Origin of the sequence: Streptomyces sp. 2A115, assembly GCF_052245575.1 — a bacterium.
GTDB lineage: Bacteria > Actinomycetota > Actinomycetes > Streptomycetales > Streptomycetaceae > Streptomyces.
In genome coordinates this window covers 45,603-66,506 of sequence record NZ_JBQQCG010000003.1, presented here as the reverse complement: position 1 = coordinate 66,506, position 20,904 = coordinate 45,603, and the positions used below count along the sequence as shown (strand labels likewise).

The following is a 20,904-nucleotide window of genomic DNA, read 5'->3' as shown; positions in this document are numbered from 1 at the left end:
GCGGTGTGCGGTATTGCCAGCTATAGACCAACATGGTGAGGGTTGCCCGAATTCGGCGTGCCGCAGAGTTTTTTGCGGATATTTCGTATTAGCCTCTGTAACTGTACGAAGGCGATCAATTACAGATCGCATCCACCTCACTCCATCGGAGATGACATGCAAAAGCTCCGCAAGGCTGCCGTCCTGGTCGCCGCCCTCGGGAGCATCGGACTCTTGAGCGCTGGCGCTGCCCACGCCGACGGGGGTCAGGGCGGCTGGGGTTCGGGCAAAAAAGACGGCGGTTTCAACATCATGCAGAGCAGCACCTGTAGGTCACACGACCTGAACCTCGACATCCTCGGCCAGGTCGGCATCCTCAACGGCCTGGGCGGCAACCTGCTGAACGGCGAGGGCAACGCGGGCGCACAGCAGACCCACATGGGCTCGACCATGGGCTGCGACAACAGCGTCGGCAAGTAAGTCAGAACCTTCCTCGGTGCCCCGGCCACAGGCCGGGGCACCGAGGCTTTTATGTCGCCGGAAAGCCCTGTCCCGTTGCCGTCGAGGTACGAGACAGTTACGTCAGAAAATGGGTCGACCGTCCCCCCAGAAAACCGAAATGCCGGACCGGGTATCCCCGGTCCGGCATTCGCCGATCGCGCCTCAGAACGCGAAGTGAGGCCGCTTGAAACCCTTGGGCAGTGGCACCGTGTTGGAGCAGTCCACAACCGGCCCGATCTTCTTGGACCCCTGGTTCAGCACCTTGTCCTCGGGCAACGCCACGTGTGGCCGGTATGTCGTCGAGCATTCCTGCGTCTGCTTGACGACATACCTGCCGTGCTTGTCGTTGTGAACGATCTCGCTCTTGCGAATGCAGGTGGTTTCACCGGCGGCGGAGGTCTTGCAATCGCGCGGGGGTTCATCGGCGTACGCCGGCGCGCCGCCGACACAGATTACGGCGAGACTTCCGAGGAGCCCCGAGACGGTTGCGATCTTCTGCCGACTGAACATGTGCTGCGTTCCTTTGCAATCGAGGCCCGGGCGTCTGTGCCGTTGATCGGCTGCGCCCGAGCCTTGGAGAAGTCCGAACTACGGGACCCGACGCCTGACGCGTCTTCAGCTGCGTCCGGCGACGGCACTGACGCAGCCCGGACGCGCACCCTGGTGGGTTTGCTGCGCGTCCGGGCTGCCTTGCCGTTGAGGGTGTTGTCCAGTACACCGTTGAGCAGCCCGAGCTGATCCAGAAGATGGAGGTTCAGATCGTGCGACTTGCATACGGTGCATACGGTGTTCTGACGGATGTCGATGCGCCTGTTCTGGCGCTCCGAGGCGATGTGCGACGCGATGGTCCGCGAGGCGACCGATTGCTGGGCCGACCGGGGTGCGGGCTGCGGCGCGAACCACCTTCGAAACGGCCTATGGGACGCACTGTGGCGTGGAGTACGGAACCACTCGCCCCACGGCCGCTGCTGCTACGACCGCAGCCCGCTGAAACCTGCGCATCGAGCCCTCGGCGCTTCTTTACCTGGGGCCGCCGTGACCGTGCTCCGGGCCGCCCTGGCCGTAGTCCGGTGCGAAGTTGACACCGTTCTCCGGCGCGAACGACGGAGCCGCGTGCGGGCCGGAGTGCGGGTGACCGTGCGGGGCGCCGCCCCAGTTGGCCACGGCGTTGGCCTGCGAGGAAGCAATCGCGGTGACCCCACCGTCGTAGCCGTCGTTGGCGAAGCTGACGCCGGCGCCGATGGCGGACAGTCCCGCGATCGCTGCGGCTACGACCGCGGCCCGCTGAAACTTGCGCATAGTTTGACCCTTTCTTAGCTGGGCGTGACGCCCTGGCTTGACTACTTAATGTGAGCATATACACACGAAACGTAGTCATTTGGGATCTTTGGCCCTTCTATGCGCCGTGTCGGCTTATGGCGAGGCACCCTTCCGTCCGCCCCTCCGCGGACTTGAAGGGGATGAAGGAGCTGGTGATGCGGCTGGTCGTGGGTTCACCGTTCTCCCCTTGAAACGACGATTCCCCGGGGCCGAGTCACGGGCGGTGAGGGGCGGTCACCCGTTTGCCCGCCGACACCCCCATGGCTGTCGTGCCGCGCGACCGTGCGCTCGCGAGACGCGAAAACAGCGGATGGCCGGCCCAGGTCACCCTGGTATCCGGCCATCCGCTGCTTGAAGATGTGGGAGTTGTCGGAACGTTCCGTCCGGGGGTCAGCTGCCCAGCAGGCCAGGCAGCAGACCGGTTTCACTACCGTTTTCACGGTTGCCGGGTGCCTGCGTCGTGTTGGGGGCACAGGTCACCTCGGGCCCGATCCGCGTCCTCCCATTGTTGAGAATGGGGACGACGGGCAACGACAAGGGCTCCACCGGCACGCAGGTCTGTGTCTGGCGGATGATGAACCCGTCGCCCTCGGGCGTGCCGACGGTCCGTTGGACGCACGTGATGTTGCCCTGACTGTCGATACCGCAGTTCCCTGGGGGGCCTGCGGCATACGCCTGGGTGCCGCAGGCGCAGGTCGCGGCGAGGCCGCCAAGAAGGCCGAAGACGGCCGCGATCTTCTTCCTACTGAACATGTGATGCGTCTCCTTTGTGAGGGGTGCCCGGGAGCCGTGCGCCGCGTACCGGCCGCGCCGGACCCTGGGATGTCGGAGAGACGGGCTCCGGCGTCCGACCCATGTCCGGGACGTTCGGGTCCGTTTCGCTTGCGAAGTGAAGGGCTGACCTGCTGAAGGCGCTGTTACTGCAGCCGCAGTACATGCCCGAGCCGATCGATGTGGCCTGGGCGCCCACCGGACCCTCGCTGCTGGGCGCAGTGCCCGGCAGACCGTTGAGCTGCCCGACCTCGCCGAGGACTTCGAGGTTCAGGTCGTGCGACTTGCGGTGTCGCTCTGCGGGATCTCGGAGTGGTCGCCGCCCGTATCTCCGTCGGCGTGGGTGGTACCGGCCCCGAGGAACGCGTTGTTGCCGAGGGCGACTGCCGCGACGTCCACCGTGCGAAGCATGTGTGCATCGTCTTCAGCGGTTTGAACGAAAGGAGGCGATCTGTGATTGACCGGCTCCTCAGGACTGTGGCCGGCCAATCCGAAATGCCGGCAACCTCTCATCCACGCGCCGGATTTCAGAGCCGTCGCGAACGCATGCAGGCCAGAGGAGCGGCCGCGCGCTCCGGGTGCCCGCACGTGAACGGGCCCCTTCGGGGGGTGACCCCGAGGGGCTCGCGGAAAGCGTCGTGCACGATTACGCCGCCGACCTCAGTCAGTGAAGGCGTTGTTGTACTGGCCGCAGGTGGTGTCGAAGGTCTCGGAGAGACCGAGCACAGCGACCGGGAGGTCGCTCTGGGCCACCGTCTGCGGGCTGCACTCCTGGTAGGGGCGGTAGAGGTCGGACACGTGCGGCGCGCCGTCATGGGCGTAGGCGGTACCGGCGCCGGCGCCGATGGCGGACAGACCGCCGGCCGCCACTGCTGCGATCATGGCCTGCTGAAACTTACGCATGGAACCTCGGTCCTTCATTGCCTGTACGTCGAGGCTGATTGCCTACCGTGACTGAGCGAACACTAGCAGTAGTCATCCAAGGTATTCACGCTGGCGGATATCCGTGTCCGCGCGGGGACATGGGCGCATTCGGGGTTGTCGAGGGCCGGTCGAACACGCCGTGGCGCCCGCTCGGTCCGCGGCGGCGATGGCTCAACTCGACATGGTGCAGGCTTACTTGGTGGCAAAGGGCGACCACCGGCCCCATGAGGGCCGGAGGTCTCCCCTCGGGAGGATTCGAACCTCGGCCAAGTGACGAGAGGTTGCTTACTCTCGGTGCTCGTCGCAACTCGTCCGTGCTACTGCCCCGTTCGTCGAGCCGTACCGGGCCTGGCGGGAAAGCCTGGTGCGCGCTCAAGGCCGTGCTCGCACCACTGCGGCGACGGTCGTGGCCACGACCCTTCGGACGGCTTCGGCCTCCGGTGGGGCGCTCTATCGTCGCCAACGGGCAGGTGCCGGGGGGTCGATCGGCGTGGGTGCGAGTGTTTCGACGGCCCGAACCGGCGGGGGTGAATGCCTGTCCTGTCACCGGGTGATGCGCGACTCGCCATTCGACTTCAGGGTGGCCCTGGCGAGGCGGGTCCTGCTCGACTTGAAAGGAGATGTGGGGAGTTCCGGGTCCGGACGTCGCAAGGTGAGGAAGGCCTGGGCGGCGGTGACCAGGGATGACCTGGTGGTGCCGGCCGCGCCGGGTGCGGCCTTCGACGTGGTCCGGCCCACTGCGGCTCCCTGGCCGAGGCCGGGCGCCCTGATACCTCAACTTCGGGTTCGGCGAAGTCCGTTCGGAGCACGGCTTCTTCTCGGCGTACGAGAAGCGGGCCCTCCGCCTGGACTCGAAGGAACTCCGCACCCCTGAGCGCGACCTGCCCGTGGGCTCCAACGCCTGGGCTAACCCCACTGGATGCCCGGCGGACCGATTGGCTCACATCCGCCGATCACTTAATCCACTCAAAGGTGGGAAAACATCATGTTCCGGGCGAATCCATTCGCGGTCGCGGCATTCCCTTGATCGGGTCCGCCCGATCCGGGCTCCAACTGCGAACGGAGACGCCCGTGCGAATGACCGACATCCAGCGTTGCGAGGTCCGGCCCGGACGACTTGTCGAGTGGGCGCTCAGTCCGGCGACCGTGGCGGCGGCGGCGAGCCTTCCGGAGGACCCCCGGCCGCCGGCGTACGTCCAGGAGTCGCACATCAGGACCGCCCGATCGGTGCGGGAGGACGGCCTGTTCGTGCCGACCTGGCTCGGTACGGCATTCGACATCCCGGGCAGGGTCGACCTCGACGCACTGCAGGACGCGCTGCGCAGTTGGACGTTGCGGCACGAGACGCTGCGCAGTGGCTTCCGCTGGGACGGCGACGAGATGCGCCGGTTCACGCTCGACACCGAGGCCGTGTCCCTCCACCGCGAGGTGGTCGGCGACTTCCCCGGCGCGGCGCAACTCGTCCAGCACCTCCAAGACCGCTTCGACGCCGCCGCGAACGCGCTGAGCTGGCCCAACTTCCTCTATGCGGCGGTCATCAGGGACGACGGCGCCAGCGTGTACATGGTCTTCGACCACAGCAACGTCGACGCGTACTCGATCCAGCGCCTGCCCGGCGAGATCCACGAGCTCTACGCGGCAGCCGCCGAGGGCCGCCCCGTGGAGAAGCCGCCGGTCGGCAGTTACGTCGACTTCTGCGAGATCGAGCGGGCGGGCGCGGACCGGATCGACGACACTCACGCGATCGTCGGCCGCTGGCGGGAATTCATCGGGCGGTGCAACGGGAAGCTGCCCAACTTCCCCGTCGAACTCGGTCTGAAGCCCGGCGGCGCTCTGCCCACGCAGAAGCTCATGCGCGAGATGCTCGTCGACGCGGACACCGCCGCGGCGTTCGAGTCGTACTGCCGACCCTTCGGTGGCAGTCTCGTCGGCATCCTGGCCGCCACCAGCCTCATCGTCCACGAGATCGGCGGACAGCCCGTCTACCGCGCCGTCGTGCCGTTCCACACCCGGGTGAAGTCGAAGTGGTGCGACTCCGTGGGCTGGTACGTCGGCGGCGCGCCGATCGAGGTCCCCATGGACCAGGCGCCCGATTTCCCCGGCGCTCTGAAAGCCGTGCGCGCCGAGCTGCAGGCCAACAGGTCGCTGGCACGCATGCCTCTCGCCCGAGTACTGCGCCTGCTCGGCTCGGACTTCCGCCCGACCTCGCCCGACCTGTACTCGATCGTCTCGTACGTCGACGCGCGAGGTATCCCAGGGTCGGAGCGCTGGGCCGAACTGACGGCTTACGGACTGGTCAGGGTGTCCTACGGCGACCAGGTGTGCGTCTGGCTCAACCGACTCCACGAAGGCCTGTGGTTCGCCTGCCGCTACCCCGACACCGATGCCGCGTACAAGAACATGCGGCTGTACGTCGAGCGGTTGCGGGACGTCATCCTCACAGTGGCCCGCGAGGAACGCGCTTACCGCGAACTGGCACCACACGATCTCGCCGGGTGAACGATCCGCGACACCCCACGTGTCGGGCGGCCACCGCCGACACACGAGGCAGGCCCCGCCCGGCTCGCCCCCGGCTGAGCCGTCGGGGGCGATTGCGGTGACGGGCACCGCCACGCAGCAGCGCCGGGGCCAGGTGGGCCGCACCATCCTGCGGCGAACGCTTCGAGTTCGGCCTTTCCGCGATCCTCGCGCGGGGCGCCACTCGTCAACGGCTACGTACGGGGCCGCACCCGCACCCGTGCCGGCCCCGTCGCCTGGAGCGTGATCCCCGCTGCCAGCGGGACCTCCGTGTCCACCGCCTCCAGTTCGTACGAGCGCAGCAGGGCCGCCAGGGCCAGTACGGATTCGAGCATGGAGAAGTGCTGGCCGATGCAGGCGCGCGGACCGCCGCTGAAGGGGAACCAGGCATAGCGGTGGCGGGCCGCCTCGCGGTCGGGCGTGAACCGCTCGGGGTCGAAGCGTTCCGGGTCGTCCCACAGGTCTGGGTGGCGGTGGGTGACCCACGGCAGGACCAGGACGTCGGCGCCGGCCGGGATGAGGTGCCCGCCGACCTCGGTGGCCTCGACGGACCGGCGGCCGAGCACCGGAACGGCCGGGTACAGCCGCATGGCCTCCTTCAACACCCGGGTCAGATACGGCAGCCGGTCGAGGTCGGCGGCCGAGGGTGTACGTCCGGACGGCAGGAGGTCGGCCTCCTCGTGGGCCCGTGCCTGGGCCTCGGGGTGCCGGGACAGCAGGTGGAGTGCGAAGGCCATGGAGGTCGCGGTCGTCTCGTGGCCCGCAATCAGGAAGACCAGGACCTGGTCGCGGAGTTCGTCGGCGTCGAGGCTGCCGTCCTCCGCGCCGCTCGCCTCGGAGAGGAGGGAGAGCAGGTCGTCATCGGCGGTGGGGCCCGTTGTCCCGGCCGCTCTGCGTTCCGCGATGATCCGGTCGCAGACCGCGTACACCGCTCGGCGCGCCGCCTCGGCTCGGCGGTTGGACGGGAGGGGCCAGGAGCGCGGCACGTTGACGGGGGAGTAGCCGCGCCGCGTCACGTACTCGCTGATCACGGGGAAGTTGTCGTGGATGACGTCCACGGCGGCCTCGACGTCCGCGCCGAAGAGGATGCGCGAGACCGTGCGCAGCGCGAGCCGGTCCATCTCCCGCACCACGTCGACCACGCCCCCGGCGGCGTCCCGCCAGCGCGCCACCGTGCCGTCGGCCTCCAGCGTCACCGCCGCGGCGTAACCGTCCACCTGGCGCTTGGTGAACAGCGGCTGGATCAGGCGGCGTTGGCGGAGGTAGTCGGCGTCCTGGGCGGTGACCAGTCCGTTGCCGGTGGACAGCCGCAGCTCCTCGTAGAACTGGTTGTCCTTGCGGAAGTTGGCGGCCTGCGAGGCCAGTACCTGCTGGGCGCCCTCCGCGGAGAAGACGCAGTACAGCACCGTACGGATTCCGGGTGGGCCGGCGGAGACACGGACCACGTCGCCGTGCTCCTGCCGGGCGCGTAAGAAGGTGCCCAGTGTGTCGCGCTGGAGATCGAGTGCCGAACCCAGCAGAGGATGGCCCTTGGGGCCCGGTATCTCGGTCATCCGAGTGATGGTGCTCATGGCCGCATCATCCCGCAGCGCCCATTCGACCTTTCAGCCCCTCCCGGGGCGACGCCCCGCCTGACACATGGTCAGGTGGAGACGTGCAGCCCCTCCTTCCCGAACCCGCCCGGCTTCTGCCCGAACCCGTTCGCCGGGTGGCCGCCTGGTCCGCCGTGGTGCTGCTGGTCACCGGTGTCGTGGTCATCGGGGTGCGGCTGGCCGCGGAGTTCAGGACGGCCGTGGTGCCGGTGCTGCTCGCGCTGCTCGGGACGGCGCTGCTCGGGCCGCTGTACCGGCGGCTGGTGCGGGCGAAGGTGAACCGGTCGGTCGCGGCCGGGCTGACGTGCGCCGCCGTGGTCGCCGTCGTCGGCGGTGTCGTGTACATCGTGGTGGCCGCGCTGATCGACACCGGTGACGAGATCATCGACTCGCTCAAGCAGGCGGCCGACTCCCTGTCCGAGCACTTCGGGGCGGCCGGCACCTCGCTCGACGACCTGGCGTCCAACGCGAAGGAGCTGCTGGGCAAGTTCGGCGGGACGGCGGCGTCCGGCGTGATCAGCGGGATCAGTGTCGTGGGCGAGGCGATCGCCATGGCCGTCCTCGCGCTGCTGCTCGTCTTCTTCTTCCTGCGGGACTCGCACCGGGCCGCCGAGACCCTGCGCGCGCTGGTGCCCCGGCACTCGGGGGACACGGCCGAGGCGATGGCGCGGCGGGCGTACCAGGCCGTCGAGGGCTTCATGCGCGGGACGACGTTCATCGCTCTCATCGACGCGATCTGCATCACCGTGGGGCTCCTCGTGCTGCGGGTTCCCGGGGCTGTCGGGCTCGGCGCGCTCGTGTTCGTCGGGGCGTACATCCCCTATCTGGGTGCTTTTCTCTCCGGCGCGGTGGCGATTCTGGTGACGCTCGCGGACCGCGGGGTCGTGATCGCGCTGTGGGCGCTCGGGGTAGTGCTGGCCGTCAGGTGCTGGAGGGGCATGTGCTCCAGCCGGTGATCCAGAGCCGGACCGTGCAGATGCATCCCGCCGTCGTCATGCTGACGATCACCGCGGGTGCGTCGGTGGCGGGGATCCTCGGGATGCTGCTGGCGGTGCCGCTGACGGCGGCGGCCTTCGGGGTGTTCGCGGAGCTGAGGGTGCGCTACGCCTCCCCGGAAACCCCTTCGGATTCGCCGGGCCCCTCCGCTTCGTAGAGCTCGAACCAGATGCTCTTGCCCTCGCCCCGCGGGTCGACTCCCCACGCGTCCGCGAGCAGCTCCATCAGCATCAACCCCCGCCCGGAAGAGGCCATTTCACCGGGATGCCGTTTGTGGGGCAGGTCGTCGCTGCAGTCCGTCACCTCGACCCGCAGCCGACGGGAATCCCCCGAACCCGTCGTGCCCGTCTGACCCGTCGCGCCCCTCCCACCCGTCAGTTCGGCGACGAGCAGCGCATCCGTGTCCGTGTGGACGAGCACGTTCGTGACCATCTCGGAGACCAGCAGTACCGCCGAGTCGACCTGGTCGCCGGAGGCCCAGTCGTGGAGGAGTTCGCGCAGCTGCTGCCGGGCTCCGGAGACCCGCTCGTGCTCGGCCTGCGCGACGGTCAGCACGGTGCGGCGTACGGGGCTTCGTACGGTCACCGAGTCGGCGCAGCCGCACCCCTCCCCCTCCCGGCAGAGCAGAAGTACCGCTATGTCGTCCTCGCGGCGGTCCACCAGCGGGCCGGTCGTGTGGTGCGAGGAGGGCCCGTGCACGGCCTGGACGAGTGCGTCGGCGAGGGACTCCATGTCGCCGTCGTGACTCTCCAGGATCTTGCGGATCCTGCGCCAGCCGGTGTCCAGGTCGTGCCCGCCGGTCTCGATGAGCCCGTCCGTGCAGATCAGCATGGTCTCGCCGGGCTCCAGGGCGAGCCGTGTCGTCGGATAGTCGGCGTCCGGGTCGATGCCGAGCGGCAGCCCGCCCGCGGTGGGCCGGGTCAGCACGGTCCCGTCGGCCATGCGTATCGCCGGGTCCGGATGCCCGGCCCGGGCTATCTCGAGGACCCCGCTCGCCGGGTCCACCTCGACGTAGAGGCAGGTCGCGAAGCGGAGGTCGGTGATCTCCTCGTCGTACGTGATGCCGTACAGGAAGCGCGACGCGCGCGAGAGGACCGCGTCCGGGCCGTGTCCCTCGGAGGCGTACGCCCGCAGCGCGATCCGGAGCTGGCCCATCAGACCGGCGGCGCGTACGTCATGGCCCTGGACGTCGCCGATGACCAGGGCGAAGCGGCCGCTGGGCAGCGGGATCATGTCGTACCAGTCGCCGCCCACCTGGAGCCCGCCGCCCGTGGGGACGTACCGGGCGGCGACGCTCATGCCGGGGATCCGCGGGCCCAGCGTGGGCAGCATCGAGCGTTGGAGGCCGTCCGTGAGCTCCCGCTCGGACTCGGCGAGCCCGGCCCGCGAGAGGGCCTGCGCCAGCATCCGCGCCACCGTCGTCAGCACCGCGCGCTCGTCGGGCGTGAACGTGACGGGGTACGCGAAGGCCGCCATCCACGCGCCCATCGTGCGCCCCGCGACCGTGAGCGGCAGGAACGCCCAGGACTGGCGGCCGAAGCGCTGGGCGAGCGGCCAGGCGGTCGGGTAGCGGTCGCGGTACTGGTCCGGTGAGGAGAGATAGACGGCACGGCCGGTGCGTACGACCTCGGCGGCCGGATAGTCCGTGACCAGCGGCATCTGGGCGAATGGGTTCTCGTCCCCAGGCTGGTGTCCGTGGTGGCCGATGACCGTCAGCCGGTCGCCCTCCACGCCGAAGACCGCGAGCCCGTCCGGCGAGAAGCCCGGCATCGACAGGCCGGCCGCGACCCGCAGCACCTCCTCCGTGGACCGCGCCTCGGCCAGCGCCCGCCCCGCGTCCAGCAGGAACGCCTCGCGCGAGCGGCGCCAGTCGCCCGTGACGGGTGTGCGCGCGGCGGTGCCCGGCGGCGGCTCGGTGACCTCCTGGAGGGTGCCGATCAGGTGGTACGCGCCGGTGTGCGGGTCGATCGACGGCTTGGAACGGCTGCGTACGGTACGGATCACCTGCCCCTGCTCGTCCATGATCCGCAGCCGGGCCTCGGCGAGAGTGCCCTCGGCGAGGGCGAGCTGCACGATGCCGTCGATCTCGTTCCAGTCGACGGGATGAAAACGGGCGCGTACGCCCGCCTCCGTGAGCGTGGTCGGCTCCGCGGGCAGGCCGAGGAGCCGGGCGGCCTCGGCGTCGATGGTGATCTTCCCGGCGGCATCGTCCAACCGCCACAGGCCAGTCGCGAGAGTGGCCAAGACGTCCCCTACTGAGGGAAGGGGATCCTCGGTGCGCATTGACCCACTGTATGGAGAGGTGATCGCAGGGTGCCACCTGTATGGAGAGGTGACCGCAAGGTGTCTCTGAGACAGGTGCGACGCGGATGGGCATCGCGTTCCGGTGACTATTGCGGACGGCGATCCTGGGGCGGCCGGTACCCTTGTGGGATCTGGGCGCCGGCCCGGACGTTTCACGTGAAACAGCCCCCGATCCGCGAAGACTGGATGAACGACGATGCATCGGTACAGGTCCCACACCTGCGGCGAGCTCCGCGCCTCTGACGTCGAAAGCGACGTCCGGCTGAGCGGCTGGCTGCACAATCGCCGAGACCTGGGCGGCATCCTCTTCATCGATCTGCGCGATCACTACGGCATCACGCAGCTCGTCGCCCGCCCGGGCACGGCCGCGTACGAGGCCCTCGACAAGCTTTCCAAGGAGTCCACGGTCCGCGTCGACGGCAAGGCCGTCTCGCGAGGCACGGAGAACGTGAACCCGGACCTGCCGACCGGCGAGGTCGAGGTCGAGGTGAGCGAGGTCGAGCTGCTCGGCGCGGCCGCCCCGCTCCCGTTCACGATCAACGCCGAGGACGGGGTCAACGAGGAGCGGCGCCTGGAGTACCGCTTCCTGGACCTGCGCCGCGAGCGCATGCACCGCAACATCATGCTGCGTACGGCGATCATCTCAGCGATCCGTCACAAGATGACGGCGCTGGGCTTCAACGAGATGGCGACCCCGATCCTGACCGCGACGTCCCCCGAGGGCGCCCGCGACTTCGTGGTCCCCTCCCGCCTGAACCCGGGCAAGTTCTACGCACTCCCCCAGGCCCCGCAGCAGTTCAAGCAGCTGCTGATGATCTCCGGCTTCGACCGCTACTTCCAGATCGCGCCCTGCTTCCGCGACGAGGACGCGCGCGCGGACCGGTCGCCGGGCGAGTTCTACCAGCTCGACGTGGAGATGTCCTTCGTCGAGCAGGAGGACGTCTTCCAGCCGATCGAGAAGCTGATGACGGAGCTGTTCACGGAGTTCGGCAACGGCCGAGAGGTCACCTCGCCGTTCCCGCGCATCCCGTTCCGCGAGGCGATGCTGAAGTACGGCTCCGACAAGCCGGACCTGCGGGCCCAGCTGGAGCTCGTCGACATCACCGACATCTTCGAGGGCTCGGAGTTCAAGGCCTTCGCGGGCAAGCACGTACGCGCGCTGCCGGTGCCGGACGTGTCGTCGCAGCCCCGGAAGTTCTTCGACCAGCTCGGGGACTACGCCGTCTCGCAGGGCGCGAAGGGCCTGGCCTGGGTGCGAGTGACCGAGGACGGCTCGCTGACCGGCCCGATCGCGAAGTTCCTGACCGAGGAGAACGTGGCCGAGCTGACGAAGCGGCTGTCGCTGGCCGCCGGTCACGCGGTGTTCTTCGGCGCGGGCGAGTTCGACGAGGTCTCGAAGATCATGGGCGCGGTGCGGGTCGAGGCCGCCAAGCGTGCGGGTCACTTCGAGTCGGACGTCTTCCGCTTCTGCTGGATCGTCGACTTCCCGATGTTCGAGAAGGACGAGGACACCGGGAAGATCGACTTCTCGCACAACCCGTTCTCGATGCCCCAGGGCGGCATGGAGGCCCTGGACACCCAGAACCCGCTGGACATCCTGGCCTGGCAGTACGACATCGTCTGCAACGGCACGGAGCTGTCCTCCGGCGCCATCCGGAACCACGAGCCCGACATCATGCTCAAGGCCTTCGGCATCGCGGGCTACGAGGAGGAGACCGTCGAGCGCGAGTTCGCCGGCATGCTCCGCGCGCTCCGCTTCGGCGCCCCGCCGCACGGCGGCATCGCCCCGGGCGTCGACCGCATCGTCATGCTCCTCGCCGACGAGCCGAACATCCGGGAGACCATCGCGTTCCCGCTGAACGGCAACGCGCAGGACCTGATGATGGGCGCACCGACGGAGCTGGAGGAGGCCCGCCTCCGCGAGCTGAACATCTCGGTGCGGAAGCCGCAGCCGAAGTAGGTCACATCGCCTGAGTGGCTCGGAACCGACGCCGGTTCCGGGCCACTTTTGCGTGCCTTGGAAAACCACAGTCCGCGCCCATGCTGCTGACAGCCGGCGTCCCTAGCGTCCCGCCCCATGACTGAGAAACCAGGGAAACAAGGACCGGCGCACAAACGGAACGTGACGCGACGGAAGGTCGTCGTGGCAGGCGGCGCGGCGGTGGCCGCGGTGGGCGTGGGCGGTGCCATCGCCGCGACCGCGAACGCGGGTCAGACGAGCGAGAGCGCGTCCCCGACCGCCTCCTCCGCCTCCTCCACCTCCGCGGAGACGTGCTACAAGCTCACGTCGGAGACCACCGAGGGTCCCTACTACATCGACGCGGACAAGCTCCGGCGGGACATCACCGAGGACAAGGAGGGCATCCCGCTGACCCTCCGCCTCAAGGTGATCGACAACGAGACCTGCAAGCCGGTCAAGAACGCCGCCGTCGACATCTGGCACTGTGACGCGCTGGGCATCTACTCCGGCTACGAGGACGTCTCCTCCGGCGGTGGCGGCGGTACGCCGCCCAGCGGTACGCCCACCGACGTCCCCTCCGGTACGCCGACCGGCTCCCCGCCCGCGGGCGGCGGTGGCGGTGGCGGTGTGCACGAGGAGCCCACGGACGACGAGCGCTATCTGCGCGGCACCTGGAAGACCGACAAGCAGGGCTTCGTCACCTTCAAGACGATCTTCCCGGGCTGGTACCGGGGCCGCTGTGTCCACATCCACACCAAGGTGCACGTGGACGGCGAGTGGACCGACGCCGGCTACGAAGGCGGGCACGCCTGCCACACCGGCCAGTTCTTCTTCGACGAGGAGTCCGTCCTCGCGTCCGCCGAGGTCGAGCCGTACTCCACGAGCACCACCGAACGCACGACGCTCACCGAGGACACCATCTACGACCAGTCCGGCACGGCGGGCGGTCTTCTCAAGCTCAAGTACCGGAAGGACGACATCGCGAAGGGCGTCGTCGGCTCCATCACGATGGGCGTCGAACCGGACGCGACGCACGACGGTACGGGTGACGCGGTGCAGCCGGGGGCTTCGGCCACGGCGAGCTGATCCCGTACGGCGGTCGTACACGCGCAGGAACGGGCCCGGAACGGTGGTGATTTCGGGCCCGTTCCCTTGCGGTGCCATTCATGGGGCAGCCATACAGGCGACGCACAGGAATCTCGTCGGAGGCGCACAGCGAGGGGGCGTGTGATGGGACGCGCGGAGGTGAGCACATCCCGCACGAGACCGGCGGCGCCGGAGGAGACCACTGGAGGACAACATGGGATTCACCGTGCTGCTCGCACTGCTGCTGATCGTCGGGGCGGTGGTCGCGGTGGTCGGGGTGGTCGCGGTCGTCGCGCAGCGCCGGTCGCACCGGGCACACGGCATGTCCGACCTGGACGCGGAGGCTGACGCCAACGGCTGGGTCGTACGGCTCGGCGGAAGCCTGTCCACCGTCGACGCGAGGGCGCTCGCGGGAGCCGACAGGACCGCGGCACAGGCGCTGACGGACGCCGCCGAACGCCTTCGCACCGCCCGCGACGAACTGGCCGGCGCCCGCACCGCCACCGAGTACGTGCTGGTGACACGGACGGCGCTGGAGGGCCTCCGGCACGTCCGCGCCGCCCGCACCGCGCTCGGCCTCGACCCGGGGCCGACCCTGCCGGATCCGGGTCGAGGGCAGGACAGGCGAGGTCTCGTCCCCATGGGGTGAGTCGATACCCCTGCCGCCAACGACCGATTCCCGCCCCCGAGTTGGTCGAAAATGCGCGGCAACTTTTTCGGCCACGGCAGCCACAGATGAGTCAGAAGCTTCGTTCCCCGAAGCTTCGCGCACAGCGCACGTGCACCACACCCACGTAAGGACTCATTCGTGGCATCCCCCGTGGTACCCCCCTCCCACCGCCGGTCCCTCCGCCGGAGGCGCACCGCCCTCCTCTCCGTCGGCGCCGTCGCGGCCGCCGGCCTCGGCGCTGTCCCCTTCGTGATGAACGCGAACGCGGGTGCCGTCGAACTGGCCCGTCAGGCGCTGCCCGCCAAGGACGGCTGGGCAGCCTCCGGCTCCGGTACGACCGGGGGTTCGAAGGCCTCCTCCGCGCGTGTCTACACCGTCTCCACCCGGGCCCAGCTGGTGAAGGCACTCGGCGCCGCCACCAACTCCGCACCGAAGATCATCAAGGTGAAGGGCAAGATCAACGCCAACACCAACGCCGCGGGCAAGGCGCTGACCTGCGCCGACTACGCCTCCGGTACCGGTTACTCGCTGGCGGCCTACCTGAAGTCACCCTCGGGCGCGCAGGAGAAGGCCCGCGCCGCCGCCCAGGCGAAGCAGAAGAAGAACATCGTCTTCATGGTGCCGGCCAACACCACCATCGTGGGCGTGCCGGGTACGAAGGCCGGGATCACCGGCGGCAGTCTGCAGGTGAAGAACGCCGACAACGTCATCATCCGGAACCTCTCCCTCACCAACACGAGGGACTGCTTCCCGGCGTGGGACCCGGACGACGGTGACACCGGCAACTGGAACTCCGAGTACGACTCCATCACCCTGCGCGGGGCGACCCATGTGTGGGTCGATCACAACACCTTCAGCGACGGGCCGAACTACGACAGTGCCGCGAAGGCGTACTTCGGCCGTAAGTATCAGCGGCACGACGGGGCCCTCGACATCACCAACGGTTCCGACCTGGTGACCGTCGAGCGGAACAGGTTCACGAACCACGACAAGACGATGCTGATCGGCAGCAGCGACACCGACAGCGTCGGCAAGCTGCGCGTCTCCATCCACCACAACGTGTGGAAGGGCGTCACCCAGCGCGCCCCGCTGGCCCGTATCGGCCAGATCCACGTCTACAACAACTTCTACGACACGACGACCCTCAACGGTTACGCGCACTCCTACAGCATCAACTCCCGCGCAAAGGCGCAGGTCATCGCCGAGCGCAACTACTGGAAGGTGCCGGCCGGCCAGAAGGTCTCGAAGCTGCTGAGCGGCGACGGCACGGGTGCGATCGCCGGCACCGGAAACCTCGTGAACGGCAAGGCGACCAACCTGGTCGCCGCATACAACGCCGCCAACTCCAAGAAGCTGAAGACAACGGCGAACTGGACCCCGTCCCTCACAGCCCGCCTCCAAACAACAGCAACAAACCTCCCCACGTCCCTGACAACAACGACCGGCGCCGGAGTCCTCCCCTAGCCATAAAGGGGTTATTGGAAGGTTTGGGACACCTCAGGCAGGTCGCGAGCGTCCCAAACCTTCCAATAACCTTTTGGGGCGGTTTGGGGAGGCGGGCGCTCCGGGGGGTGTTTACCTCGGCTTTGGTTGCTGTACTTCTCAAGCTCCCTTAAGGAAAGGCAAAGGGGGGGCACAGGGAGATCCTCGATCGTCGTTGTCATGAGCCCAATTAGCGCTATCGCGGGCGACGACGGCAGATCCGAGGGAGACCACTGACATGGACCGGTTTCTTCTCGTGGTCGCCGATCTGGTCGCCATCTCCGTACTGACCTTCGGGATCTACTTCCCGCGCCATCACCGCCGGGATCTGGTGGCCGCGTTCCTGGGAGTGAACGTCGGCGTGCTCGCCGTGGCGATGATCCTCGGCTCCACGTCGGTCGGAATCGGCCTGGGAATGGGCCTGTTCGGCGTCCTCTCGATCATCAGGCTGCGGTCGTACGAGATCGCGCACCAGGAGATCGCGTACTACTTCTCGGCCCTTGCCCTCGGCCTGCTGGCCGGGCTCTCCGAGTCCGTCGGCGTTCTCCACGTCGCGCTGATGGCGCTCGTCGTGGCCACGCTCTTCGTCGCCGACCACCCCCGGCTGTACTCGCGCCACCGGCAACGGGAGCTGCGCCTGGACTCCGCGTACACCGACGAGGACGCCCTGCGCGCGCACCTCGAAGTGCTGCTCGGCGGGCGGGTCGTGAACCTGTCGGTCAAGGCGATCGACCTCGTCAACGACACGACACACGTCGAGGTCCGGTACGTCGTCGTCTCCGGCGCCTCCCGGGCGCCCAAGCCCCAGCGGACCGGCGGGGCCGGCGGGATCGGCGGGATCGGCGGGACCGATTCCCGTGCCGGACAGGGAATCCGGGCATGACAGCCCTCGACTCGGTGCGGCCCGTTGTCGGCGCGCTGCGGCCGATCGGGCTCGACGAACTCGTCGCGCAGGCCTCGCTGCTGACCCGCCTCGACCGCAAGTACATGCTCCCGGTCGCCGATCTGCCCTTCTTCCTGGGCGGCCTCGACGAGGACACGAGGGTCCTGGAGGCGGACGGCGCGAGGGAGTTCGGCTACCGGTCCGTCTACTTCGACACCCCGGAGATGGACGGGTACCTGGGCGCCGCCCGGAGTCGACGGCGGCGGTTCAAGCTCCGGATCCGTACGTATCTCGACTCCGGTCAGCACTTCCTGGAGATCAAGACACGGGGCCCGCGCGGCACCACGGTCAAGCAGCGCGTCCCGTATGAGATCCCGGACCGGGTCCCGGACGGGGTCCCGGACGGGGTCCCGGACGAGATGCCGTACGAGGGAGACGTCAGGCGGCTCGGGCCCGAAGCGCGGGCGTACGTCGACTCCGTGCTCGCCGAGGCCGGGATCAACTCCCGTCGCTTCCGGTTCGGGCCCGCGCTGACCACGTACTACCGGCGGACCACGCTCTTCCTCCCGGCCACCGGGAGCCGGCTGACCGTCGACACCGACCTGACCTGGGTCCTGCCCGACGGGACCACTCTGCGGACCCCGGACCGGACCATCGTCGAGACCAAGTCGGGCCGGGCGGGTTCGGGCGCCGACCGGCTGCTCTGGTCGCTCAAGCACCGGCCCTGTCCCGTCTCGAAGTACGGCACCGGGCTCGCCGCCCTGCGCCCCGACCTGCCCTCCAATCGCTGGCTGCCCGTACTGCGGCGCCACTTTCCGACCGCACCTGACGGGAGTTCAGCATGAGCAGCAAGAGCAGCATGAGAAGGACGGGTACGGCACGGCGGTTCCGTACGAAGGCCGTGGGCGCTCTCGCCTCGCTGGTGCTCGCCACCGCGGCGCTGGCCGGATGCTCGTCGGGATCGGAGAGCGAGTCCGCCTCCGGCTCCTCCGGTTCCTCCAGTTCCTCGAGCGGGTCGGCGGCCGCCGCGGACGGTGGCCAGAACGCCGCCGCCGTGCTCGCCGACAACAAGGAGTCGCACGCTGAGGACTCCGACGGCGACTGGGACGAGTCCGCCGCCGTCGCGATCGAGCTGAACGGCGACTCCGCGTCCGCCGAGGGCGACGGGGTGACGGTCAAGGGCTCCACGGTGACCATCACCGCCGCCGGCACGTACCGGATCAGCGGCACTCTCTCCGACGGTCAGATCGTGGTCGACGCACCTGAGGAGAAGGTGCGGTTGGTGCTCGACGGCGCCGAGATCTCCAACTCCTCCGGTGCGGCCGTCGCCGTCACCGCGGCGGACGAAGCCGTCGTCGTCCTCGCCGACGGCAGCGAGAACACCCTCAGCGACGCCGACTCGTACGCCGACGACGCCGAGGCCAACGCCGCGCTCTACAGCGCCGCCGACCTGACGGTCACGGGCGGCGGCTCGCTCACCGTGCGCGGCAACGGCAACGACGGCATCGCGAGCGCGGACGGCCTGGTGATCGCCTCCGGCACGATCGTGGTCGACGCCGACGACGACGGCATCCGCGGCAAGGACTACCTGATCGTGGACGGGGGGAAGATCACCGTCACCGCCGGGGGCGACGGCCTCAAGGCCGACAACTCCGAGGATGCCGACTCGGGTTACGTCGCTGTCGGCGCCGGGACCGTGAAGGTGACCGCCGAGGGTGACGGCGTCGACGCGGCCACCGACGTGGTGGTCACCGGCGGGACGCTGACCGTCGAGAGCGGCGGCGGTAGCGGTACGCAGCCGTCGGACGACGTGTCCACGAAGGGGCTGAAGGCGGGCGTGATCAACGTCTTGGAGGGTGGCACCGTCTCGGTCGACTCCTCCGACGACGCCGTGCACAGCGACGGCGCGGTCCACGTCAACGGGGCGAAGGTGACGGCCGCGAGCGGTGACGACGGAGCTCACGCCGAGGGCGATCTCACCGTCGACAAGGGGTCGTTGACGATCACGTCGGCGGTGGAGGGCGTCGAGGGCGCCGATATCTCCGTGAACGGCGGCTCGGTGGAGATCCGTTCCAGCGACGACGGGATCAACGCGGCGGGCGGTACGAGCACTTCCGGTGGGGGCGGCTTCGGCGGGGGCGGCGGTGAGGACGTCGGCGACTTCAAGCTGACCGTCACCGGCGGCACCCTCGTGATCACCTCCGACGGCGACGGCCTCGACTCCAACGGCACCGCCGAGATCAGCGGCGGCACGGTCGTCGTCAACGGGCCCGAGCAGTCCGGCAACGGCGCCCTGGACGTCAACGGCACCTTCACCGTCAGCGGCGGCACCCTGCTGGCCGCCGGCAGCGCGGGCATGGCCGTCGCGCCCGACACCGAGTCCGAGCAGGGCTGGCTCTCCGCGACCCTCGACTCTGCGGTCGCCGCGGGCACGACCCTCCACGTCACCGACTCCGACGGCAAGGTCCTGGCCACCTTCGTCACGTCGAGGTCCGTCCAGAACGTCGTCTACTCGTCCTCCGCCGTCAAGAGCGGCGAGGAGTACAAGATCCGGTCCGGCGGCTCCGCCTCGGGCGCGAGCACCGGCGGCCTGGCCAAGTCCGGCACCCTCGGCTCGGCCGAGGAGATCTCCACGGTGACGGCGGGCGAGGCCCCGGAGGGAGGCTTCGGCGGCGGCCGGAGGTAGCGGCCAGGAAACAGCGGCGGAGGGGAGCGGCCGGGGGTGGCGGCCGCAGGTGGGCACCGGGTGGCGCGGCGGTCGACATCGCGCGGTGAGGTGCTCGACATCGCACGGTCCGGTGGTCGGGGGGAGACTGGAGAGACGCGGAGATTCCAGAGGCCCCCGCAGCGAACCGGTCCTGGCGGAATCTGGAGGAATCATGACGGCAACCACCCGGAACGACACCCCCGTCGCGATCGAAGGCGGCGGAGTGGAGCTGCGCACGCAGGAAGTCGGCGGAGACATGACCGTCGCCTTCGCGAGCCTTCCCAAGGGCACGGACATGAGGCCGGCGGTGAAAGGCCTGCCCGACGACCAGTGCCAGTGCCCCCACTGGGGATACGTGTTCAAGGGCCGGCTGAAGATGCGGACCAAGTCGGGGGAGGAGATCTACGAGGCGGGGCAGGCCTTCTACTGGCCGCCCGGTCACGTACCGGAAGCGCTGGAGGACTGCGAGTACGTCGACTTCTCGCCGACGAAGGAGATCAACGAGGTCGTCGACCATGTGAAGGCACACATGGGGTGACTCCGGCTGCCCGGCCGGGAGCTCACGTGTCGTACAGGCCGTCCCAGGGCGGGCCGAAGCCGAGGCGGTCCGGGTAGAGCTCGGCCCAGCTCTCCACCTCGTCCTCCCCCGTCAGCAGCCCGAACAGCACGCCGTCGAAGGCGAGTTGGAAGGGGCGGATCGCGATGTCCGTGTAGGAGCGCCGGGGGAGGCTCCGCAGCAGGGTCGCCAGGTGGGCCTGGGCCCGGGCGAGTACCGAGTCGCGGCCGTGCGGGGCGCGCTGCTGCTCGGCCCAGGTGCCGGCGCGCCAGATCTCCGAGTCGCGGTACCGGCCCTCGGCGTCGAAGGTGTGGAGCACCGTGTAGAGGCGCTTGTGCTCTTCCCAGCCGTCGTCGGGACGGAACCCTTCGGGAAAGGCGTACGTGACCGACGCCAGGAACTGGCCATCCGCGTACCGGCCGATGGCCTCGGTGCGACCGTGTGGCTCGTAGGCGATCGGGATGACCTGGGGGACTGCCATGGCGAAACCATACGGTGAAACGTGGACATGCCAGTGGCGGGGTCCGGTAAAACGGGGCCGACAGGGCCGTGACAGGTCTCGGTTCGTCTCAGCTCGGAGCGACGGCGAGTCTCAGCCAGGCACGGCGGCGAGGCGCCGTGCCGCGAACTCCCGTTTTGGGTAGGTCTGTTGGCGG

19 protein-coding genes and 1 pseudogene are annotated in these 20,904 nt (G+C 69.0%); 11 read left to right on the top strand and 9 right to left on the bottom strand.

Features of this window, described 5'->3' with window-relative positions; translation table 11 throughout:
- The first annotated feature begins 156 nt into the window (after nucleotides 1-156).
- Nucleotides 157-459, top strand: coding sequence for a hypothetical protein (locus tag ACTWQR_RS03410; RefSeq protein WP_443225358.1), 303 nt, complete (start codon nucleotides 157-159; stop codon nucleotides 457-459).
- A 183-nt stretch (nucleotides 460-642) separates the two neighbouring features.
- Here the strand turns inward: ACTWQR_RS03410 and ACTWQR_RS03405 are convergent, their stop codons facing one another.
- From ACTWQR_RS03405 to ACTWQR_RS03380, 6 genes are all read right to left on the bottom strand, one after another.
- Complete coding sequence (locus ACTWQR_RS03405) at nucleotides 643-990, bottom strand: hypothetical protein (protein ID WP_443225357.1); 348 nt, start codon at nucleotides 988-990, stop codon at nucleotides 643-645.
- 510 nt (nucleotides 991-1,500) lie between these two features.
- Nucleotides 1,501-1,779 carry a hypothetical protein gene (locus ACTWQR_RS03400; RefSeq protein ID WP_443225356.1) on the bottom strand — a complete coding sequence of 93 codons (279 nt, stop codon included), beginning with the start codon at nucleotides 1,777-1,779 and terminating at the stop codon, nucleotides 1,501-1,503.
- A gap of 411 nt (nucleotides 1,780-2,190) precedes the next feature.
- The gene (locus ACTWQR_RS03395; RefSeq protein ID WP_443225355.1) at nucleotides 2,191-2,553 is read right to left on the bottom strand and encodes a hypothetical protein; all 363 of its coding nucleotides are present in this window, start codon (nucleotides 2,551-2,553) and stop codon (nucleotides 2,191-2,193) included.
- 288 nt (nucleotides 2,554-2,841) lie between these two features.
- Nucleotides 2,842-2,982 (bottom strand): hypothetical protein, encoded by a 141-nt coding sequence (locus tag ACTWQR_RS03390; protein ID WP_443225354.1) that lies wholly within the window; start codon nucleotides 2,980-2,982, stop codon nucleotides 2,842-2,844.
- Nucleotides 2,983-3,231: 249 nt separating this feature from the next.
- A complete protein-coding gene (locus ACTWQR_RS03385; RefSeq protein ID WP_443225353.1) occupies nucleotides 3,232-3,474 on the bottom strand; it encodes a hypothetical protein in 243 nt (80 codons plus the stop codon).
- Nucleotides 3,475-4,038: 564 nt separating this feature from the next.
- Nucleotides 4,039-4,233, bottom strand: coding sequence for a hypothetical protein (locus ACTWQR_RS03380; RefSeq protein ID WP_443225352.1), 195 nt, complete (start codon nucleotides 4,231-4,233; stop codon nucleotides 4,039-4,041).
- A gap of 333 nt (nucleotides 4,234-4,566) precedes the next feature.
- Between ACTWQR_RS03380 and ACTWQR_RS03375 the strand changes: the two genes are divergently transcribed.
- Nucleotides 4,567-5,994, top strand: coding sequence for a condensation domain-containing protein (locus tag ACTWQR_RS03375; RefSeq protein WP_443225351.1), 1,428 nt, complete (start codon nucleotides 4,567-4,569; stop codon nucleotides 5,992-5,994).
- A 212-nt stretch (nucleotides 5,995-6,206) separates the two neighbouring features.
- Here the strand turns inward: ACTWQR_RS03375 and ACTWQR_RS03370 are convergent, their stop codons facing one another.
- Nucleotides 6,207-7,583: a cytochrome P450 gene (locus ACTWQR_RS03370; RefSeq protein WP_443225350.1), complete on the bottom strand. Its 1,377-nt coding sequence runs from the start codon at nucleotides 7,581-7,583 to the stop codon at nucleotides 6,207-6,209.
- 83 nt (nucleotides 7,584-7,666) lie between these two features.
- Here ACTWQR_RS03370 and ACTWQR_RS03365 point away from each other — a divergent pair.
- A pseudogene (locus tag ACTWQR_RS03365) lies at nucleotides 7,667-8,757 on the top strand (AI-2E family transporter).
- On the opposite strand, the gene ACTWQR_RS03360 reads toward ACTWQR_RS03365, so the two are convergent.
- A complete protein-coding gene (locus tag ACTWQR_RS03360; protein WP_443225349.1) occupies nucleotides 8,706-10,883 on the bottom strand; it encodes a SpoIIE family protein phosphatase in 2,178 nt (725 codons plus the stop codon). The pseudogene ACTWQR_RS03365 and the gene ACTWQR_RS03360 overlap by 52 nt on opposite strands.
- A gap of 217 nt (nucleotides 10,884-11,100) precedes the next feature.
- On the opposite strand from ACTWQR_RS03360, the gene aspS reads away from it, so the two are divergent.
- The 8 genes from aspS to ACTWQR_RS03320 all read left to right on the top strand — a co-directional run bounded on the left by aspS (nucleotide 11,101) and on the right by ACTWQR_RS03320 (nucleotide 20,230).
- Nucleotides 11,101-12,864, top strand: coding sequence for an aspartate--tRNA ligase (aspS, locus tag ACTWQR_RS03355; RefSeq protein ID WP_443225348.1), 1,764 nt, complete (start codon nucleotides 11,101-11,103; stop codon nucleotides 12,862-12,864).
- A 117-nt stretch (nucleotides 12,865-12,981) separates the two neighbouring features.
- Nucleotides 12,982-13,950, top strand: a complete 969-nt coding sequence (locus ACTWQR_RS03350) for an intradiol ring-cleavage dioxygenase (RefSeq protein WP_443225347.1) — start codon at nucleotides 12,982-12,984, stop codon at nucleotides 13,948-13,950.
- A 214-nt stretch (nucleotides 13,951-14,164) separates the two neighbouring features.
- The gene (locus ACTWQR_RS03345) at nucleotides 14,165-14,599 is read left to right on the top strand and encodes a hypothetical protein (protein ID WP_443225346.1); all 435 of its coding nucleotides are present in this window, start codon (nucleotides 14,165-14,167) and stop codon (nucleotides 14,597-14,599) included.
- Nucleotides 14,600-14,770: 171 nt separating this feature from the next.
- Complete coding sequence (locus ACTWQR_RS03340; RefSeq protein ID WP_443225568.1) at nucleotides 14,771-16,084, top strand: pectate lyase family protein; 1,314 nt, start codon at nucleotides 14,771-14,773, stop codon at nucleotides 16,082-16,084.
- Nucleotides 16,085-16,340: 256 nt separating this feature from the next.
- Nucleotides 16,341-16,985, top strand: a complete 645-nt coding sequence (locus tag ACTWQR_RS03335; RefSeq protein ID WP_443225345.1) for a DUF4956 domain-containing protein — start codon at nucleotides 16,341-16,343, stop codon at nucleotides 16,983-16,985.
- Nucleotides 16,982-17,830, top strand: coding sequence for a VTC domain-containing protein (locus tag ACTWQR_RS03330; RefSeq protein WP_443225344.1), 849 nt, complete (start codon nucleotides 16,982-16,984; stop codon nucleotides 17,828-17,830). Before ACTWQR_RS03335 ends, ACTWQR_RS03330 begins: the two co-directional genes overlap by 4 nt.
- Nucleotides 17,827-19,671 (top strand): carbohydrate-binding domain-containing protein, encoded by a 1,845-nt coding sequence (locus tag ACTWQR_RS03325; RefSeq protein ID WP_443225343.1) that lies wholly within the window; start codon nucleotides 17,827-17,829, stop codon nucleotides 19,669-19,671. The genes ACTWQR_RS03330 and ACTWQR_RS03325 overlap by 4 nt, the downstream gene beginning before the upstream one ends.
- Nucleotides 19,672-19,864: 193 nt before the next feature.
- Nucleotides 19,865-20,230 carry a hypothetical protein gene (locus ACTWQR_RS03320; RefSeq protein WP_443225342.1) on the top strand — a complete coding sequence of 122 codons (366 nt, stop codon included), beginning with the start codon at nucleotides 19,865-19,867 and terminating at the stop codon, nucleotides 20,228-20,230.
- 22 nt (nucleotides 20,231-20,252) lie between these two features.
- On the opposite strand, the gene ACTWQR_RS03315 is transcribed toward ACTWQR_RS03320, so the two are convergent.
- Nucleotides 20,253-20,729: a hypothetical protein gene (locus ACTWQR_RS03315; RefSeq protein WP_443225341.1), complete on the bottom strand. Its 477-nt coding sequence runs from the start codon at nucleotides 20,727-20,729 to the stop codon at nucleotides 20,253-20,255.
- Between the last annotated feature and the right edge of the window lie 175 nt (nucleotides 20,730-20,904).

Excerpts from the sequence above, each read along its gene's own strand:
- ACTWQR_RS03410 (WP_443225358.1), top strand. The coding sequence starts at position 157 with ATGCAAAAGCTCCGCAAGGCTGCCGTCCTGGTCGCCGCCCTCGGGAGC.
- ACTWQR_RS03405 (WP_443225357.1), bottom strand. The coding sequence starts at position 990 with ATGTTCAGTCGGCAGAAGATCGCAACCGTCTCGGGGCTCCTCGGAAGT.
- ACTWQR_RS03400 (WP_443225356.1), bottom strand. The coding sequence starts at position 1,779 with ATGCGCAAGTTTCAGCGGGCCGCGGTCGTAGCCGCAGCGATCGCGGGA.
- ACTWQR_RS03395 (WP_443225355.1), bottom strand. The coding sequence starts at position 2,553 with ATGTTCAGTAGGAAGAAGATCGCGGCCGTCTTCGGCCTTCTTGGCGGC.
- ACTWQR_RS03390 (WP_443225354.1), bottom strand. The coding sequence starts at position 2,982 with ATGCTTCGCACGGTGGACGTCGCGGCAGTCGCCCTCGGCAACAACGCG.
- ACTWQR_RS03385 (WP_443225353.1), bottom strand. The coding sequence starts at position 3,474 with ATGCGTAAGTTTCAGCAGGCCATGATCGCAGCAGTGGCGGCCGGCGGT.
- ACTWQR_RS03370 (WP_443225350.1), bottom strand. The coding sequence starts at position 7,583 with ATGAGCACCATCACTCGGATGACCGAGATACCGGGCCCCAAGGGCCAT.
- ACTWQR_RS03360 (WP_443225349.1), bottom strand. The coding sequence starts at position 10,883 with ATGCGCACCGAGGATCCCCTTCCCTCAGTAGGGGACGTCTTGGCCACT.
- aspS (WP_443225348.1), top strand. The coding sequence starts at position 11,101 with ATGCATCGGTACAGGTCCCACACCTGCGGCGAGCTCCGCGCCTCTGAC.
- ACTWQR_RS03350 (WP_443225347.1), top strand. The coding sequence starts at position 12,982 with ATGACTGAGAAACCAGGGAAACAAGGACCGGCGCACAAACGGAACGTG.
- ACTWQR_RS03345 (WP_443225346.1), top strand. The coding sequence starts at position 14,165 with ATGGGATTCACCGTGCTGCTCGCACTGCTGCTGATCGTCGGGGCGGTG.
- ACTWQR_RS03335 (WP_443225345.1), top strand. The coding sequence starts at position 16,341 with ATGGACCGGTTTCTTCTCGTGGTCGCCGATCTGGTCGCCATCTCCGTA.
- ACTWQR_RS03330 (WP_443225344.1), top strand. The coding sequence starts at position 16,982 with ATGACAGCCCTCGACTCGGTGCGGCCCGTTGTCGGCGCGCTGCGGCCG.
- ACTWQR_RS03325 (WP_443225343.1), top strand. The coding sequence starts at position 17,827 with ATGAGCAGCAAGAGCAGCATGAGAAGGACGGGTACGGCACGGCGGTTC.
- ACTWQR_RS03320 (WP_443225342.1), top strand. The coding sequence starts at position 19,865 with ATGACGGCAACCACCCGGAACGACACCCCCGTCGCGATCGAAGGCGGC.
- ACTWQR_RS03315 (WP_443225341.1), bottom strand. The coding sequence starts at position 20,729 with ATGGCAGTCCCCCAGGTCATCCCGATCGCCTACGAGCCACACGGTCGC.